The sequence below is a fragment of the Pseudoxanthomonas suwonensis genome (genome assembly GCF_010093235.1).
Taxonomy (GTDB): Bacteria; Pseudomonadota; Gammaproteobacteria; order Xanthomonadales; family Xanthomonadaceae; genus Pseudoxanthomonas; species Pseudoxanthomonas suwonensis.
In genome coordinates this window covers 28023-44236 of record NZ_PDWP01000005.1, presented here as the reverse complement: position 1 = coordinate 44236, position 16214 = coordinate 28023, and the positions used below count along the sequence as shown (strand labels likewise).

General features: G+C 71.1%; 9 protein-coding genes. All 9 read right to left on the bottom strand.

What is annotated here, in order from left to right; genetic code table 11:
- Positions 1 to 37: 37 nt before the first annotated feature.
- The gene (locus tag CSC68_RS03300; RefSeq protein WP_162202076.1) at positions 38 to 2044 is read right to left on the bottom strand and encodes a YjhG/YagF family D-xylonate dehydratase; all 2007 of its coding nucleotides are present in this window, start codon (positions 2042 to 2044) and stop codon (positions 38 to 40) included.
- Positions 2045 to 2052: 8 nt separating this feature from the next.
- Positions 2053 to 3651 carry an aldehyde dehydrogenase family protein gene (locus CSC68_RS03295; RefSeq protein WP_162202075.1) on the bottom strand — a complete coding sequence of 533 codons (1599 nt, stop codon included), beginning with the start codon at positions 3649 to 3651 and terminating at the stop codon, positions 2053 to 2055.
- Positions 3648 to 4466 carry a fumarylacetoacetate hydrolase family protein gene (locus CSC68_RS03290; RefSeq protein ID WP_162202074.1) on the bottom strand — a complete coding sequence of 273 codons (819 nt, stop codon included), beginning with the start codon at positions 4464 to 4466 and terminating at the stop codon, positions 3648 to 3650. Before CSC68_RS03290 ends, CSC68_RS03295 begins: the two co-directional genes overlap by 4 nt.
- A gap of 39 nt (positions 4467 to 4505) precedes the next feature.
- Positions 4506 to 5978 carry a mannitol dehydrogenase family protein gene (locus CSC68_RS03285; protein ID WP_162202073.1) on the bottom strand — a complete coding sequence of 491 codons (1473 nt, stop codon included), beginning with the start codon at positions 5976 to 5978 and terminating at the stop codon, positions 4506 to 4508.
- 151 nt (positions 5979 to 6129) lie between these two features.
- Positions 6130 to 8811 carry a glycoside hydrolase family 3 protein gene (locus CSC68_RS03280; protein WP_246193432.1) on the bottom strand — a complete coding sequence of 894 codons (2682 nt, stop codon included), beginning with the start codon at positions 8809 to 8811 and terminating at the stop codon, positions 6130 to 6132.
- Positions 8812 to 8942: 131 nt separating this feature from the next.
- Entirely contained in the window at positions 8943 to 10682 is a 1740-nt protein-coding gene (locus CSC68_RS03275; protein ID WP_162202072.1) for a glycoside hydrolase family 43 protein, read from the bottom strand.
- Between the two features lie 26 nt (positions 10683 to 10708).
- Positions 10709 to 11965, bottom strand: a complete 1257-nt coding sequence (gene manD, locus CSC68_RS03270; RefSeq protein WP_162202071.1) for a D-mannonate dehydratase ManD — start codon at positions 11963 to 11965, stop codon at positions 10709 to 10711.
- A gap of 9 nt (positions 11966 to 11974) precedes the next feature.
- On the bottom strand, positions 11975 to 13954 hold the full coding sequence (locus CSC68_RS03265; RefSeq protein WP_162202070.1) for a sialate O-acetylesterase: 1980 nt from the start codon (positions 13952 to 13954) through the stop codon (positions 11975 to 11977).
- Positions 13951 to 16092: an alpha-glucuronidase family glycosyl hydrolase gene (locus CSC68_RS03260; RefSeq protein ID WP_162202152.1), complete on the bottom strand. Its 2142-nt coding sequence runs from the start codon at positions 16090 to 16092 to the stop codon at positions 13951 to 13953. The genes CSC68_RS03265 and CSC68_RS03260 overlap by 4 nt, the downstream gene beginning before the upstream one ends.
- Positions 16093 to 16214: the final 122 nt, after the last annotated feature.

The window sequence follows — 16214 nt, the reverse complement described above, 5'->3', positions numbered from 1 at the left end:
CACGGCCGGCGCGATCAGTTCGTGCGGGTGCGCGGGATCAGCCCTCCGTTGCCGCGCGACGCTGCGCCAGCGCCTCGCGGCCGGCGCGCAGGGTCTCGACGATGGCATCCACGTCGTAGACGCAACCGCCCCAGGTGCCCCCGCTGGCTTCCTGCAGCGCGGCCCACAGGCGGGTGTCGGCCGGCAGCTTCGGATGCGGGGCGATGGCCGGGTGCAGCGGGCGCGACGCCAGCACCTGCGCAGCTTCCGCCGGCGACAACGGGTTCGCCTCGTCGGTGCCGATGAAGTCGATGCTCCCCTGCAGCGTGTTGCGATCGATCACGATCCGCACCAGGTCGCCATCGCGCAGCCGGCCGATCGGTCCGCCGGCCAGCGCCTCCGGCCCGACATGGCCGATGCAGGCGCCGGTGGAAACGCCGGAGAAACGCGCATCGGTCAGCACCGGCACGTGCTTGCCCCAGGGCAGGTACTTGAGCGCGGAGGTGAGCTGGTAGGTCTCCTCCATGCCGGTACCCGCCGGGCCGCAGCCGGCCAGCACGACGACGTCACCGGCCACCACCGCGCCCTCGCCCTTGGCCTTGATCGCGGCGATGGCCTCGTGCTCGCTGGCGAACACCCGCGCCCTGCCGGTGTGGCGGTAGACGTTGTCCGCGTCGACCACCGAAGGATCGATCGAGGTGGCCTTGATCACCGAGCCGTCGGGCGCGAGGTTGCCGACCGGGAACACCAGTGCAGACGTCAACCCGGCGGCACGGGCCGCGTCCGGACCCATGATCACGTTGCCGGGATCGACGCCATCGAGCTCGCGCAGCCGCTGCCGCGCGATGCGGCGTGCCTGGCTGTGCTCCCACCATTCCAGGTTCTCGCCGACCGTGCGGCCGCTGACCGTGGGGATGTCCAGATGCAGCAGTCCCATGTCGCGCAGGTGCAGCATCACCTCGGGCACGCCGCCGGCCATGAACACCTGCACCGTGGGATGGTGGCGCGGGCCGTTGGGCAGGGCGTCGACCAGGCGCGGGGTGGCGCGGTTGGCGGCGGTCCAGTCGGCCACCGTCGGCGCGGCAAGTCCGGCGGCACGCGCGATCGCCGGCACGTGCAGCAGCAGGTTGGTGGAACCGCCGAAGGCCGCATGCACGACCAGCGCGTTCTCCACTGCCTTGCGGGTCAGGATGGCCGACAGCGGCGTGCCGGCCTGGGCCAGCCGCATCAGGGCCAGCGCCGAGCGCCGCGCCATGTCCAGCCATACCGGCTCGCCGGAAGGTGCCAGCGCACTGTGTGGCAGGGCGATGCCCAGCGCCTCGGCGATCACCTGCGAGGTCGCGGCGGTACCGAGGAACTGGCAGCCGCCACCGGGCGATCCGCAGGCGCGGCAGCCCATGGCCGCGGCGTGTTCGAGGTCGATCAGGCCATGCGCATAGCGCGCGCCGATGGTCTGCACCTTGGCCGTGTCCTCGGCGCCGCGCGCCGGCAGGGTCACGCCGCCGGGCACGATCACGCTGGGCAGGTCGCCGCAGCCGGCCAGGGCCAGCATCATTGCCGGCAGGCCCTTGTCGCAGGTGGTGATGCCCAGCACGCCGCGGCGCGTGGGCAGCGAGCGCACCAGGCGGCGCATGGTCATCGCGGCGTCGTTGCGGTCCGGCAGGCTGTCGAACATGCCGGTCGTGCCCTGGGTGCGGCCATCGCACGGATCCGAGCACATCACCGAGAACGGCAGGCCGCCGTGGCCGGCGAACGTTTCCGCGGCGGCGCGCACCAGGCGGTCGATCTCCCAGTGGCCGGTATGCAGGCCGAGTGCGACCGGCTGGCCGTCCCCGGCGCGCAGTCCGCCCTGGGTGCTGACGATCAGGTACGGATCGCGCGCGATCTCGCTGGCGCGCCAGCCCATGCCGGCATTCTGGGTCATGCCGAACAGGTGGCCGCTGGGCGCCTGGCGCAGGGTCGCGTCGTCGATCGGCAGGCGCCCGGGCGGACCCTCGCCGGAGGTACGGGTTTCCGCCAGGGCGGTTCCGTCGCCGAGGATCGCGTCGAGGGCATCAGCCTGCATCGTTCACCTCATGCGTCGGCGGTGGTCCACTTGCCATCCACCAGGCGCCACAGGGTGCCGGTGGGATTGGCATCGCGCAGCGCCGGCGGCAGCCGGTGCGGGCGCACGTTGTCGTAGCTGTGCAATGCGGAAAAGCGCAGCAGCGAGGCCGGGATGCCGACCGCGGTGAACGCCGGATGGCCAGTGGCCGGATACGGGCCGCCGTGGTTCTGCGCCGGCGACACCGCCACGCCGGTGGGCATGCGGTCGTTGATCAGGCGGCCGACGCGGGTGCGCAGCACCGGCGCGATCACGTCGTACTGCGCATCGTCCGAGCCGGCGGTGTCGCTGTAGATGGTACCGGTCAGGTTGCCCTCCAGCGCATGCGCGACCTGCAGCATCTGCTCTTCCGACTCGGCCAGCACCAGCAGGCATACCTGGCCGAAGGCCTCGTTCTGCAGCTCGTGCGGGGCTTCCAGGAACCGCTTGCCGGACACGCGCAGCAGGGTCGGCTGGAAAGCGAAGCCGGCGGCGTCCTCGGCGATGCCGCCACCGGCCAGCAGTTCGGCGCCGGCCGCGCGCAGCGAGGCCACCGCTCCGGCCACCGACTCCGGCGCGCGCGAGGTCAGCAGCACGCCGGCCGGCGTGGCCGCGGTCAGGCGCTGCATCTCCTGTACGAAGGCTTCGGTGTGCTCGCCCGGCGGCAGCACGGTGACACCCGGGCGGGTGCAGAACTGGCCCGCGCCCATCGCGCAGGAAGCGGCGAGCTCGCCGGCGATCGCCGCGCCGCGCTCGCGCAGCGCGCCGGGCAGCACGAACACCGGGTTGACCGAGGACATCTCCAGGTAGGCCGGCTTGCCGGCGGCATCGGCCGCGGCCTTGATCGCCATGCCTGCCGGGCGGCTGCCGGTGAACGCGATGGCCGCGGTCCGCGGGTCGGCGACCAGGCGCAGGCCCAGCTCGTTGCTGGTGTGGAAGAACATCTGCACCGTGCCCGAGGGCAGCCCGCTGGCCTGCACCGCCTCGGCCGCGGCCTGGGCCAGCAGCAGCGAGGTGTACGGATGCGCCGGATGCGCCTTGGCGATCACCGGGTTGCCCGCGGCAATGGCCGCGGCGAAGTCGCCGCCGGACACGCCGTTGAAGGCGAACGGGAAGTTGTTGGGGCCGAACACCACCACCGGGCCACCCAGCGGACCATGCATGGAGCGCAGGTTGTTGGCGGTGTCGATGGTCGGGCGCGCCCAGCTGCCGTCACGCGCCGCCTGCGCGGCCTGGCGCAGCTGGCCGGTGGTGCGCGGCAGCTCGGCCTTGCGCAGGCGCGGCTCGGCCGGCAGCCCGGTTTCGCGGTGCGCGGATTCGATCAGCGCCTCGGCGCGCGCCTCGATGCCGGCGGCGAAGGCCTCGAGGAATTCCGCGATGCGTTCGCCGGGCAGTCGCGCCAGTTCGACAGCCGCGCGCTTGCCGGCTTCGAGCATGGCGTCGAGGTCTTCCCAGCCGGAGACCGGGAAATCGTGGCTGTCGAGTTCCAGCTTCTGGGAGGGATTCCAGGCGCGGAAGCTTCCGGCCGGGGAGTCGGCCGCGGCCCAGCGGCCGTCGAGCAGGATGGGTTGCAGGTTGGACTTGCTCATTGCACGGGGTTCTCCAGGACCAGGCCGTCGATCTCGATGCGCACCACGTCGCCGGACTGCAGGGTGAAGGATTCGTCCGGCACGATGCCGGTACCGGTGAACAGGAAGGCGCCAAACGGGAACGACAGTTCGCGGAACAGGTAGCCGGCCAGCTCGTCCAGGCCGCGCTTGATCTGCGAGGTGCGGGTCTGGCCGGAGAAGGCGACCGCGCCATCGCGCAGGATCTGCAGGCCGATCGCCAGGTCGTTCATGGCCGTGGCCGGGCACAGGCGGATCGCCGGGCCGATCGCGCAGGAACCGTCGTAGACCTTGGCCTGCGGCAGGTAAAGCGGGTTCTCGCCCTCGATGCTGCGCGAGGACACGTCGTCGCCCACGCTGTAGCCGCGGATCGCGCCGGCCGTGTCGACCAGCAGCACCAGCTCCGGCTCGGGCACGTTCCAGTGGCTGTCGGCCCGCACCCGGATCGGCTGGCCATGGCCGACGGTGCGCCAGCCGGCGGCCTTGAAGAACAGCTCCGGGCGCGGCGCGGCGTACACCTTCTGGTAGACGTCCGCGCTCTGCGATTCGGCCTCGCGCGCCATGCGGCTGCTGAGGTAGGTGACGCCGCTGGCCCAGGCCTCCTGGACATCCTCGATCGGCGCCAGCAGCGGGCCATTGGCGGGCTCGTCGGTGGCCGCTCCTTCCAGCGCCGCCTTCGCCGCCGCAGCCGGCAGGGCCAGCCAGGCGGCGAGGCTGAAGCCCGCGGGCAGGTAGCGGCCGTCCAGGGCCCAGCGGGGACCATCGGCGGTGGCGTGGCGGGTAAGACTGGCGGTCATGGTCACTCCACTGTTCGACGGTTGGGGGAAACGGGCCGGTCAGGCCGCGGCAAGTACTTGGCGCAGGTGGTCGGGCGTGGCCGGGTCGAGCGCGGCGTAGGCATCGCGCAGCGCCGCGACGAAGCGCGCATCGCCGGCCAGCGTACCGAACACGCCGTCCAGTGCGAGGAACGCGTTCACGTCCTGGGCTGCATCGCCGCTGCAGGCCGCGCCGATACGCGCCAGCCCGGTCGCCAGCGGATCGGGGATGGCCACGCCACGTCCGGCCTGGCGGCGCACGAACTGCAGCCAGCCGGCCACCGGCAGGCACAGGCGGTCGATCGGCCGGCCGGCAGCCAACGCCTCGGCGATGGTGCCCAGCAGGCGCACCGGGATCTTCTGCGATCCGTCCCAGGCGATCTGCGCCAGCAGGTGGCGGATGGCGGGATTGCGGAAGCGCTCGAGGATGGCGCCGACATAGGCGTGCGGGTCGAAGCCTTCCGGCACCTGCAGCGAGGGCACGATGTCCTCCCGCATCAGGCGCTCGACGAAGCCGGCCAGCACCGGATCGCGCATGGCATCGGCCACGCTCTCCAGCTCCATCAGCGAGCCGAGGTAGGCCAGCGCCGAATGCGGCGCATTGAGCAGGCGCAGCTTGGCGCGGTCGTAGCCGGCGATGTCGCCGCTCATCACCACGCCGGCGCGTTCCAGCGGCGGGCGGCCGGTGCGGGAATCGTCCTCCACCACCCACTGTGTGTACGGCTCGCGCTGCACCGGCCAGGCGTCGGCCACGCCCAGCGCGGACTGCACCTGCGCGCGCACGCCGTCGTCGGTAGCCGGGGTGATGCTGTCGACCATCGAGCGCGGGAAGCCGACCTCGCGCCCGATCCACGCCGCCAGCTCCGGATCGATGCGTCCGGCGTAGTCCAGCACCGCGCGGCGCAGGCGGCCGCCGTTGTCGGCCAGGTTGTCGCAGCTGAGCACGGTGTAGGCCGGCAGGCCACGCTCGCGACGCAGGCGCAGGCCCTCGACCAGCCAGCCGATCGCGCTGGCCGGCTCGCGCGGATGGGCCAGGTCGTGGGCGATGTCGGGGTGGGCGGCATCCACGCCATCGGCGGACAGGCAGTAGCCCTTCTCGGTGATGGTCAGCGTCACCAGGCGCACGTCGGCATCGGCCAGGCGCGTGGCCACCGCCTCGCGCTGGCGCGGCGCGCACAGCACCTCGCGGATCGAACCGATCACCCGCAGCCGCGGCTGCTCGCCCAGCAGCACCAGGGTGTACAGACCGTCCTGTGGCGCCAGCGCGTCGCGCACGCCGGCGCTGTGCAGCGACACCGCACTGATCGCCCAGGACGGATCGATCGCCAGCAGGTCGTCCAGGTAGACCGCCTGGTGGGCGCGATGGAACGCGCCCGGGCCGAGATGGACGATGCCGATGCGGGTGGCCGCGCGGTCGTAGGCCGGAGTCGCGACATTGGCCGGGATCCGGCCCAGCGTGGCGGGGGAAAGGCGTGGGGTTTCGGTGGAACTCATCTGCTTGCCGGTGGGGGAATAAGGCCCGCGCGGGCATGGCCGCGCGCGGAAAGGAATGGGACTGGCGGGACCGGTGTCCTGGGAGGTCGCACCGGTCCCGCCGCCCCGTGCCCGACGCCAGCGGAGAGAGAAGGCGGCGGGCACAAGACGGTCAGCGCGTGGCGACCTCCAGCGGTACGCTGGCACGGATGTCAGCGCTGGAGGCGCCGACCTGCACTTCGTAGCGGCCCGGATCCACGGTGTAGCGCCCGGCCGCCTCGTCGTACACGCGCAGGTCGCGTTCCGGAACCACGGTGAAGCTGAGCGTGCGCGATTCGCCCGGCTGCAGGTGCACGCGCTGGAAGCCGCGCAGCTCCTTCAGCGCGCGCTCGCGCTGCGGCTTCACCGGCGCCAGGTAAAGCTGCACCACCTCGTCGCCGGCACGCTTGCCGTGGTTCTTCACGGTGACGCTGACGGTGACCTCGTCGCCGGCCGCGGCGCGCCTGCGGTCCAGCTTCAGCCCGGAATAGCCGAAGCTGGTGTAGGACAGGCCGTGTCCGAACGGGAACAGCGGCTTGCCGGTGAAGTAGCGGTAGGTGCGCCCCTTCATCGCGTAGTCGTCGAACGGCGGCAGCTTCTCGTCGGCGCTGTAGAAGGTCACCGGGAGGCGGCCGGCCGGGTTGTAGTCGCCGAACAGCACGTCGGCCACGGCGTTGCCGCCGCGCTGGCCCGGGTACCAGGCCAGGAGGATGCCCGGCACGTTCTGCTTCGCCCAGTCGATGCCCAGCGCCGAGCCGGTGGTCAGCACCAGCACCACCGGCTTGCCGGTGGCGTGCACCGCCTCCAGCAGCTTCTGCTGGGTGGAAGGCAGGCGGATGTCGGTGCGGTCGCCACCGGCGAAACCCGGGTAGTCGACCCGCATCTCCTCGCCTTCCACGTCGCCGGTCAGGCCACCGACAAACACCACCGCGTCGGCGCTGCGCGCGGCCTCCAGCGCCTGTTCGAACGGCGGCTGCGCGCCGGGCCGTTCCCAGGCCAGGCGCACCGCGGCGTCGCGCTCGTTCTCGTAGTACTCCAGGCGGATGTCGTAGGCGCGGCCGCCCTCCAGGTCCAGGCTCACGCTGTCGGCGCGCAGGCGCTCGGCGTCCTCCCAATGGTCGAGCACCAGCTTGCCGTTCACGTACAGGCGCATGCCGTCGTTGGCCGCGGCCTCGATCCGGTAGCGGCCGCTCACCGGCGGCAGCAGCTGCCCGCTCCAGCGGATGCTGAAGCCGTCGTTGGGCACGGCGTTGTCCGGGCCAGCCTCGCCTCGGGCCATCAGGTTGTCGGTGGGCGAGCCGCGATCCCAGCGGAACGCGATCTGCTGGTCCACGCGCACCAGCACCGGCTCCCCGGACAGGTCCTTGTTGCGGAAGTATTCGCCACGCAGGCCGCGCTCGGTGGAGCCGGCCTCCGGGCGCAGGTACTGCGGTTCGATCAGCGGGGTGGCGGCCGGGTCGTCGCGGCCCTCGACCAGGTCGACGCCGCGCGCGTAGACCACGTCGACATCGGGCGCCGCCTCGCGGATGCCGCGCAGGATGGTCACCGGATCGGCCGGGGTGCCGTAGTAGTTGCCCAGCAGCGCCATGGTGTCGTCGGCGGTGGGGCCGACCACCGCCAGGCGGCGGATGTCCTTGGACAGCGGAAGCACCCCGTCGTTCTTCAGCAGCACCAGCGATTCCTGGGCCATCTTCCGCGCCAGCGCGTCGTGCTCGGCCGATTGGTTCACCGAATACGGCACCTGTGCCCAGCGCACCTGCTCCGGCGGGTCGAACATGCCCAGTTCCATGCGCGCGACGAACAACCGGGTCAGGGCCTCGTCCAGCTCGGCCTCGCTGATCAGGCCCTTCTTCACCGCCACCGGCAGGTTGCCGGCGTAGGTGCTGCCGCAGTTGAGCTCGGTGCCGTTCCTGACCGCCAGCGCGGCGGCCTCCTCCGGGGTCTCCACGATCTTGTGGTTCTTCCAGATGTCCACGATCGCCCAGCAGTCGGACATCACGTAGCCGTCGAAACCCCAGTCGCGGCGCAGGGTGTCCTGCAGCAGGAACTTCGACCCGCTGGCCGACTCGCCGTAGACGCGGTTGTACGCGCCCATCACCGCGTACACGTCGCCTTCCTTCACCAGTGCCTCGAACGCCGGCAGGTAGGTGTCGTAAAGGTCCCGCTTCGACGGATGCACGTCGAAGGTGTGGCGGTCGGCTTCCGGGCCGCTGTGCACGGCGAAGTGCTTGGCGGTGGCGTCGAGCTTGCGGTACTTCGGATCCAGCGGCTGCCCGGTCCGCGGGTCCATGCCCTGCAGGCCGCGCACGAAGGACACGCCCATGCGCGTGGTCAGGAATGGATCCTCGCCGTAGGTCTCCTGGCCGCGGCCCCAGCGCGGGTCGCGGAAGATGTTGATGTTCGGCGACCAGAAGGTCAGGCCCTGGTAGCGGCCATGCTCGCCCTTGCGCAGGAACTCGTGGTGCTTGGCGCGGGCCTCGTCGCTGATCGCCGCCGACACCTGGTCCATCAGCGGCACGTCGAAGCTCGCGGCCATGCCGATCGCCTGCGGGAACACGGTGGCGCCGCCGGCGCGGGCGACGCCGTGCAGCGCCTCGTTCCACCAGTCGTAGGCCGGCAGGCCGAGGCGCTCGATCGCCGGCGAGTCGTTCTGCATCTGCGCCGCCTTCTCCTCCAGCGTCATCCGCGAGACCAGCGCGGCGGCGCGCTCCTCGAAGCCAAGCGAGGTGTCCAGCCAGGGCCGCGCATCGTCGGCCTGGGCGTGGACGCCCGGCAGCGCGACCAGCAGGGCCAGGGCGCAGCCGCGGGCGAGCATGCGCCGGCGCAGGCCGGCGTGCGCCTGGGTGGCGGTTCGGACGTTCCGGGCAGTTCGCTTGTCGACGTGCATCGTTCGCTCCTCCCCGCCTGCTGGCGGACTGGTGGTCGTGCGGGTGATGGGTACGGGTGTCAGCGCGTGGTTTCCAGGCGGGCATGCGGACCGAGGGTGGCGCCGATGAAGCCGCCGGCCACGTCGGTGCTGAGGATGGTGCCGTCGGCATCCTCCACCAGCCACGTCACCCCCTCGCCGTTGCCGGCATCGAAGCCGAAGCCGTAGCTGCCCTCGTTGCCCTTGATGTGCAGGGTCAGCAGTTCGACTTCCTGCGCCGGCTGGCTGGCCACGACCTCGACCTCGCCCCCGGCCTTCTTCTCCAGGAACACCTCCACGCCCTGGTCGCCGCCGCGGCGCACGCCCAGGAAGTACCAGTGGTCGTCGCCCTGGAACGCGGCCAGGCCGGCGGCCACCCCCGGCGCCGGCAGCTCCAGCGCGGTGCTGGCCTCGAACACCAAGTGCTGCTGGCGGCGCGCGTAGAAGGCCATGTTGGTCCTGGCGTCCAGGCGCTCCGGCAGCGGCGTGACCGCCAGCCAGCCCGGTCGCGAGCTGCCGTCGTACCACTCGGTCTTCGGCACGCGCGGGGTCATCCAGCCCTTGCCCAATTCGACCGTGTCGAACTCGTCGCGCCAGGTGAAGTTGCCGGTCATCGGCGCCTGGTCGACCGGCTTCTTCATGAAGGACGGGCCCGGCAGCACGTACGGGATCTTCTCGCCGTGCGGCAGGATCACCGGCCAGCCGTCCTTCCAGGTCACCGGCAGCAGGAACGCCTCGCGGCCGGTGTTGTAGTGGTCCACGCCGTAGTTGCGGCTGGCCAGGAAGGTTGCCCACCAGCTGCCGTCCGGTCCCTGCACCAGGTCTGCATGGCCGGCGTTGGTGATCGGCAGCTCGCGCTTGGGATCGAGGTCGCGCTGGGTGAGGATCGGGTTGTCGGCATAGGGCTCGTAGGGGCCCCAGACGTTGCGGCTGCGCAGCACCACCTGCGAGTGCTGCGGGCCGGTGCCGCCCTCGGCATCGCTGAGGTAGTACCAGCCATCGACCTTGTAGATGTGCGGGCCTTCGATCCAGATCGGGTTCTCTTCCGGCTTCACGCCGCCGTCGATCAGCACCTTGCGCGGACCGAACGGCTTGCCGTTGGCGATGTCGATCTCCTGGATCCAGATCGCGCGGTGGCCGTCGTAGCGCACCGGCACTTCCGGTTCGTCGTTGTTGAGGATGTAGACCTTGCCGTCGTCGTCGAAGAACAGCGACGGATCGATGCCACCGATGGTCGGCAGCCAAACCGGGTCCGACCACGGGCCGGCGGGGTCCTTGGCGGTGACGAAGAAATTGCCGCCGGCGTCGACCGAGGTGTTGACCACGTAGAAGGTGCCGTCGTGGTACTCGATCGCCGGCGCGAACACGCCGCGCGACATGCCCAGCCCGTCGAAATCCAGCTGGCCGGGGCGGTGGATGGCACTGCCCACCTGCTTCCAGTGCACCAGGTCCTCGCTCTCGAACACCGGGATGCCGGGGAAGAAGGCGAAGGTCGAGGCCACCAGGTAGAACTTGCCATTGGCCGCGGTGACGCTGGGATCGGAATGGAAACCGGCCAGCACCGGGTTGCGGAAGTGGCCTTCCGGCAGCGGCGCCTCGAACGCGGCATCGCGGCCGGTGTACTCGAACCAGTCGAAGTACACCGGCGCGGCGGGGCCGTCGGCCGTGGCGGCCTCGCCGGCAGGCCCGCGGCCGCAGGCGGCCAGCGCAAGCGCGGCCACGACGCCGGTGGCCAGGAGGCGGAAGGTGGTGCCGGTACGGCCGGCGCTGCGCTTGCTCATCGTCTGCTCCCTTTTCGTCCTGTTTCTTACCAGTCCCACATCGAGCCGTCTTCCAGGCGGGCGATCGGCAGCTGCTTGGGCGAGTACGGGTACCTGGCCGCCAGCTTCTCGTCGATGTCCACGCCGATGCCCGGGGTGTCGCCCACGTAGAGGCGGCCGTTGCGCAGCACGTAGTCGTGCGGGAACACCGCGTCGGTCTCGTCGGTATGGAACATGTACTCCTGGATGCCGAAGTTGGGCACCCAGGTATCGAAGTGCAGCGCCGCGCCCATGGTCACCGGCGACAGGTCGGTGGCGCCGTGGAAGCCGGTACGCACCTGGTGCAGGGCGGCGAAGTCGGCCAGGCGGCGCAGGTGGGTGATGCCGCCGCCATGGACGATGGTGGTGCGGATGTAGTCGATCAGCTGGTTCTCGATCAGGTGCTTGCAGTCCCAGATCGAGTTGAACACCTCGCCCACCGCCAGCGCGGTGACCGAGTGCTTGCGGATCAGCTCGAACGACTTCTGGTTCTCGGCCGGGGTCGCGTCCTCCAGCCAGAACAGGCGGTAGGGCTCGAGCGACTTGGCCAGGCGCGCGGCCTCGATCGGGGTCAGGCGGTGGTGCACGTCGTGCAGCAGCTCCACGTCCGGGCCGTGGTCGCGGCGCAGCTGCTCGAACAGCTTCGGCACCACGTCCAGGTAGCGCGGGGTGTTCCACACGGTCTCCGCCGGCAGTTCGCTCTCGGCCGGCTCGTAGGCCTTGCCGCTGGAAATGCCGTAGGCCTTCTTCACGCCGGGCACGCCGCACTGCGCGCGCACCGCCAGGAAGCCCTGCTCGATGAAGCGGCCCACCGCGTCGGAGGCCTCGGCGATGTCGCGGCCATTGGCATGGCCGTAGACCAGCGCGCCCTCGCGCGAGCGGCCGCCCAGCAGCTGGTACACCGGCAGCCCGGCCATCTTGCCCAGGATGTCCCACAGCGCCACGTCGACCGCGGCGATCGCGCTCATCGTGACCGGCCCGCGGCGCCAGTACGCGCCGCGGTACAGGAACTGCCAGATGTCCTCGATGCGACCGGCGTCGCGGCCGATCAGGTTGGGCACCACGTGGTCCTGCAGGTAGGAGGCCACGGCCAGCTCGCGGCCGTTGAGGGTCGCATCGCCCAGGCCGTACACGCCCGAGCGGGTGGTGATCTTCAGGGTGACGAAGTTGCGTCCCGGGCAGGTGACGATGACCTTGGCGTCGACGATCTCGCGATCGTTCTTCGAACCGTGGGTATTGGTTTCAGTGGGGATCTGGGTGCTCATGGGTGCTCGTCACTTCGCCTGCGGGGCAACGGGGATTTCGAAGGGGCCGGCGGGCATGCCGTCGGCGTCGAACAGGGTGCATACCGGGCTGTCGGCCCAGCAGTAGCGCACGCGCGTGGCCTGCGCCGCGTTGGATGCCTGCAGGGCCACGCGCTCGCCGCGTATCTCCGCGCGCGCGTACTGGCAGCTGCCGGCATCGGCGCCGCACAGTTCGAATCCGATCGGGAACTCGGCGCTGTAGGCCACCAGGCCACCGGTGGCGTCGCCGAACTCGACGACCACGGCCTCGCCTTCGCGCTTGGCCGAGCGCGGCACCGGACCGGATGCCGCGATGCGTTCGCCGTACACCGCCTTGCGTGCGGCACGTGCCAGGCGCTTGCCGACCTGCTGCTTGTTGGCCGGATGGATGTCGTAGCGGTCGCCGATGTCGATCGCCACGGCCAGGCCGGAACGCGCGTCCTCGGCCGCCACCAGGCGCTGGGCCTCGCGCACGCCGGCCCAGCCACTCTCGGTGGGACGAGTCGGTGCGGGGCCGTAGTTGGCCAGCTGCACCACCAGGAAACCCAGGTCCTTGCCGAACTGGCGGCGCCAGTCGTCGCGCAGGGCACGCAGCAGGTCCGCGTAGCGCTCCGGCTCGCCGGTGTTGGACTCGCCCTGGTACCACAGCGCGCCCTTGAAGCCATGCCTGCCGAGCGGCGCGATCATGCCGTTGTACAGGGTGGTCATGCCCGCGGCGCTCTGCCACGGCGCGCGCGGCGGCTCGGCGATGCCTGCCGGCGCGATGCGGTAGCTCCAGCGCGCATCCAGCTGCAGGCGCGTGCCATCGGCCAGGCGCACGGCGTGGATCGAGGCCGGGCCGGACAGCCCGCCTTCGCGGTAGGTATCCAGCACGTTCACCACCACCGTATTCCGGCCGGGCTTCAGCAGGCCGGGCGGCAGGCGGTATTCGCGGCCGCCACCGGCGCCATAGGTGCTGCCCACGGCCTGGCCGTTGACCCAGGTCATGTCGACCTCGTCGGCCGGACCCAGCTCGAGCACGGCGTCCTGCGCGGCCCGCGCCTCGCTGAGGGTCACGGTGGTGCGGTACCAGACCATGCCGTTGTACTCGGCCAGGGCCGGCACGCCCCAGTGCTCCCACGGCCCCAGCTGCGCCGGGGCCGGCGTCCAGCCACCGCCCTCGCCCGTCCAGGGCTGCTCGGCGGCCTCGCTGCCGGCGGCGCGGCTCCACCAGTCCTGCCAGAAGCTGCCCCACTGGCCCAGGCCGGCCAGCTCGTCCTTGCCATAGGTGTCCAGCACCGCCAGCTCGCCGTCGTACCAGGACAGCGCCTTCAGCCCATCGGCGCTGATCCAGGGCTGGATCTTCGATCCGCCCCAGGAAGCGTTGACCAGGCCCATGGGCACGTCCACGGTCTTCTGCAGCTCGCGGGCGAAGAAATAGCAGGCGGCGGAGAAGTCGCGGACCGATTCGGTATCGACCGGGTTCCATGCCACCGGCTGGGTGAACTCGCGCTGCGGCTCGACCTGCGCCACCTGCGGCACGGTCAACAGGCGGATGCGGTCGTTGCCGGCGCCGGCGAGCTCGGCGCGCGCGTCCAGCGAACGCCACACCTGCAGCTCCATGTTCGACTGGCCCGAGCACAACCACACGTCGCCGACCATCACGTCTGACACGCGCTGGCTGGCCTGGCCGGCCCGTGCGGTGAGCACGTAGGGGCCGCCGGCCTTCATCGCCGGCAGGCTGGCCTCCCAGTAGCCGTCGCCGCCGGCGCGCACGCGTGCGCGCTTGCCGGCGATCTCCACCTGCACCTGCACGCCGGGCTCGGCGCGACCCCACACCCGCAGCGGCTGGTCGCGCTGCAGCACGGCGTGGTCCTGGAACATCGAATGCAGCAGCGGCGTGGCCGGCGCCGTGGCGTCCTGGGCCTGGGCCAGCGGCGCCAGGGCCAGGCCCAGCGCGGCGGCGAGATGGATCAGCTTGCGTTGCTTCACTTGCCGTCTCCGGGTGCGAACGGGAACTGCAGGGACTTGTAGTACTCCACGTCATGCGGCGGCGGCGCTTCGCCGGCCGGCAACGGACGCTGCGAGAAGGTCTGGAAGTAGGCGATGCTGGCGTCGCGCCACCACTGCGCTTCCTTCTCCTGGACGCCGAGGAACACCGAGACCTGGTGGTGCCGTTCCGGATCGACCTTGCCCTCGAGGCCGGCCCAGGTGCGGCGCATGCCGCGCACGTAGTCCACGCCACGGCCGTAACGCACGACCAGCTCGTCCCACAGGCTGCGGCCGGAAGGCATGCGGTGGTCCCAGGGCACGTGGTGGAACCACAGCAGGAATTCCTCCGGCACGGTATCGATGCTGCCGAACTGTTCCGCCACCGGTGGCGCGTACTGGGCCACGGCGTTGCTGCCGGTGGCGCTGCGGTCGAAGCCGATGCCGCGCGCGTCGGCACGGTGGTAGTAGACCGAGGTCCAGTCCGCGCGCGGGCCACCTTCGACCCACGGGCCGGGACCGTAATGGTGGCCACGCCCCATCAGGTGGTGCAGGCCCATCGGGGTCATGTAGTCGACCACCGCCTGGTGCGAGCCCATCATCATCGCCACCACCGGCTCGACCACGGCCGGATCGGTGGAGAAGGTCATGCGCGCCCAGTCGCGGGCGATGGTCTCGGCGCTGGCGTGCGGATCCCAGGCCATGCGGCCGAAGACGTACCAGTTGGCCTGGTCGAAGTGCGAACCGCTCCAGTTGCGGTCCACGCCGATGTTGGCCACGCCGGCCATGCCGGTCAGCGCGTGCCCTTCCAGCGAACCGTCGACGATCTTCGCCACGGTCGAGCCGGGGCCGCGCGCGTGGGTATCGGCGCGCAGCACCTCCTCGTACATCGGGCCCAGGTACACCAGGTGGGTGGCGAAGCCCAGGTACTCCTTGGTGATCTGGAACTCCATCATCAGCGGCGTCTTCGGCATGGCGCCGAACAGCGGATGGAAGGGCTCGCGCGGCTGGAAGTCGATCGCGCCGTTCTTCACCTGCACCAGCACGTTGTCCGCGAACGCCCCGTCATGCGGCGCGAACTCGGTGTAGGCCTGCTTTGCACGGTCGTCCGGTTCCTCGTGCGAGTACACGAAGGCACGCCACATCACGATGCCGCCATGCGGCGCCAGCGCCTCGGCCAGCATGTTCGCGCCGTCGGCGTGGCTGCGGCCGTAGTCCTGCGGTCCGGGCTGGCCCTCGGAGTTGGCCTTGACCAGGAAACCGCCGAAGTCCGGGATGGTGCGGTAGATCTCGTCCGCCTTGTCCTTCCACCACCGGCGCACGGCCGGATCCAGCGGATCGGCGGTCGGAAGGCCGCCGATCTCGATCGGCGCGCTGAAGCGGGGGCTCAGGGACACCTTGATGCCATACGGGCGGAACACGGAGGCCAGCGCCGCCGCCTTCTCCAGGTACATCGGTGTCAATGCTTGGGCGCTTGTATTGACGTTGTTGAGCACGGTGCCGTTGATGCCGATCGAGGCATTGGCACGCGCGTAGTCGGTGTAGCGCGGGTCCAGCCAGTCCGGCAGCTTGTGCCAGTCCCAGATCGACTCGCCGGCGTAGCCGCGCTCGACGTAACGGTCCAGGTTGTCCCAGTGGTTGAGCACGCGGACCTTCACCTTTGGCGCCTCGCGCAGGTCCAGGCCGGCCAGCGGCTCGCCCGCCTGGAGCAGGCGCAGCAGGTGGAAGGTGCCGTAGAGCGCGCCGATGTCGCTGTTGGCGGCCACCACCGTGGCCGCGCGCCCGTCGAGGCGGGTGCTGCGGATCAGGTAGCCCTCCTCGCCGAGGCCTTCCAGGTCGCCCTGCAGCGCGGAAAGTTGCGGCACGGAGGCCGGAGTGCCGACCACGATCGCACCGTTGCGCTGCACCCGTGCGGCCTGCCCCGGCTCGCGACCCAGCAGCCCGGCCAGGCCACGGACGAGCTCGTCCCGCGTGGCGCGCTGGGGACCGGTCTGGGCCGGCGCCACGACCTGTCCGCCCAGGTCCCGGTACTGCTTGAGCACGGGCGCCGGCAGCGGGCGGTAGCGCAGCCACAGGTCGTAGCCGTCCTCGGCCATGGCCGGCAGCGCGGCCCCCCAGGACAGCAGCAGGAGCACCAGCATGTGCAGGCCCACGCGGCGCGCGGGATGTTTTGCGAACGCGGATCGTGCTATCGATATCACTCTTGAATACCCGGGTTTCGCGGGCCATGGCCCGTGCCTGCGCCCAGTCCGGGCGCAGGGGT

Coding starts and splice junctions, on each gene's coding strand:
- CSC68_RS03275 (WP_162202072.1), bottom strand. CDS start 10,682: ATGAGCAAGCGCAGCGCCGGCCGTACCGGCACCACCTTCCGCCTCCTG.
- CSC68_RS03260 (WP_162202152.1), bottom strand. CDS start 16,092: ATGCTGGTGCTCCTGCTGCTGTCCTGGGGGGCCGCGCTGCCGGCCATG.
- CSC68_RS03280 (WP_246193432.1), bottom strand. CDS start 8,811: ATGCTCGCCCGCGGCTGCGCCCTGGCCCTGCTGGTCGCGCTGCCGGGC.
- manD (WP_162202071.1), bottom strand. CDS start 11,965: ATGAGCACCCAGATCCCCACTGAAACCAATACCCACGGTTCGAAGAAC.
- CSC68_RS03290 (WP_162202074.1), bottom strand. CDS start 4,466: ATGACCGCCAGTCTTACCCGCCACGCCACCGCCGATGGTCCCCGCTGG.
- CSC68_RS03300 (WP_162202076.1), bottom strand. CDS start 2,044: ATGCAGGCTGATGCCCTCGACGCGATCCTCGGCGACGGAACCGCCCTG.
- CSC68_RS03285 (WP_162202073.1), bottom strand. CDS start 5,978: ATGAGTTCCACCGAAACCCCACGCCTTTCCCCCGCCACGCTGGGCCGG.
- CSC68_RS03295 (WP_162202075.1), bottom strand. CDS start 3,651: ATGAGCAAGTCCAACCTGCAACCCATCCTGCTCGACGGCCGCTGGGCC.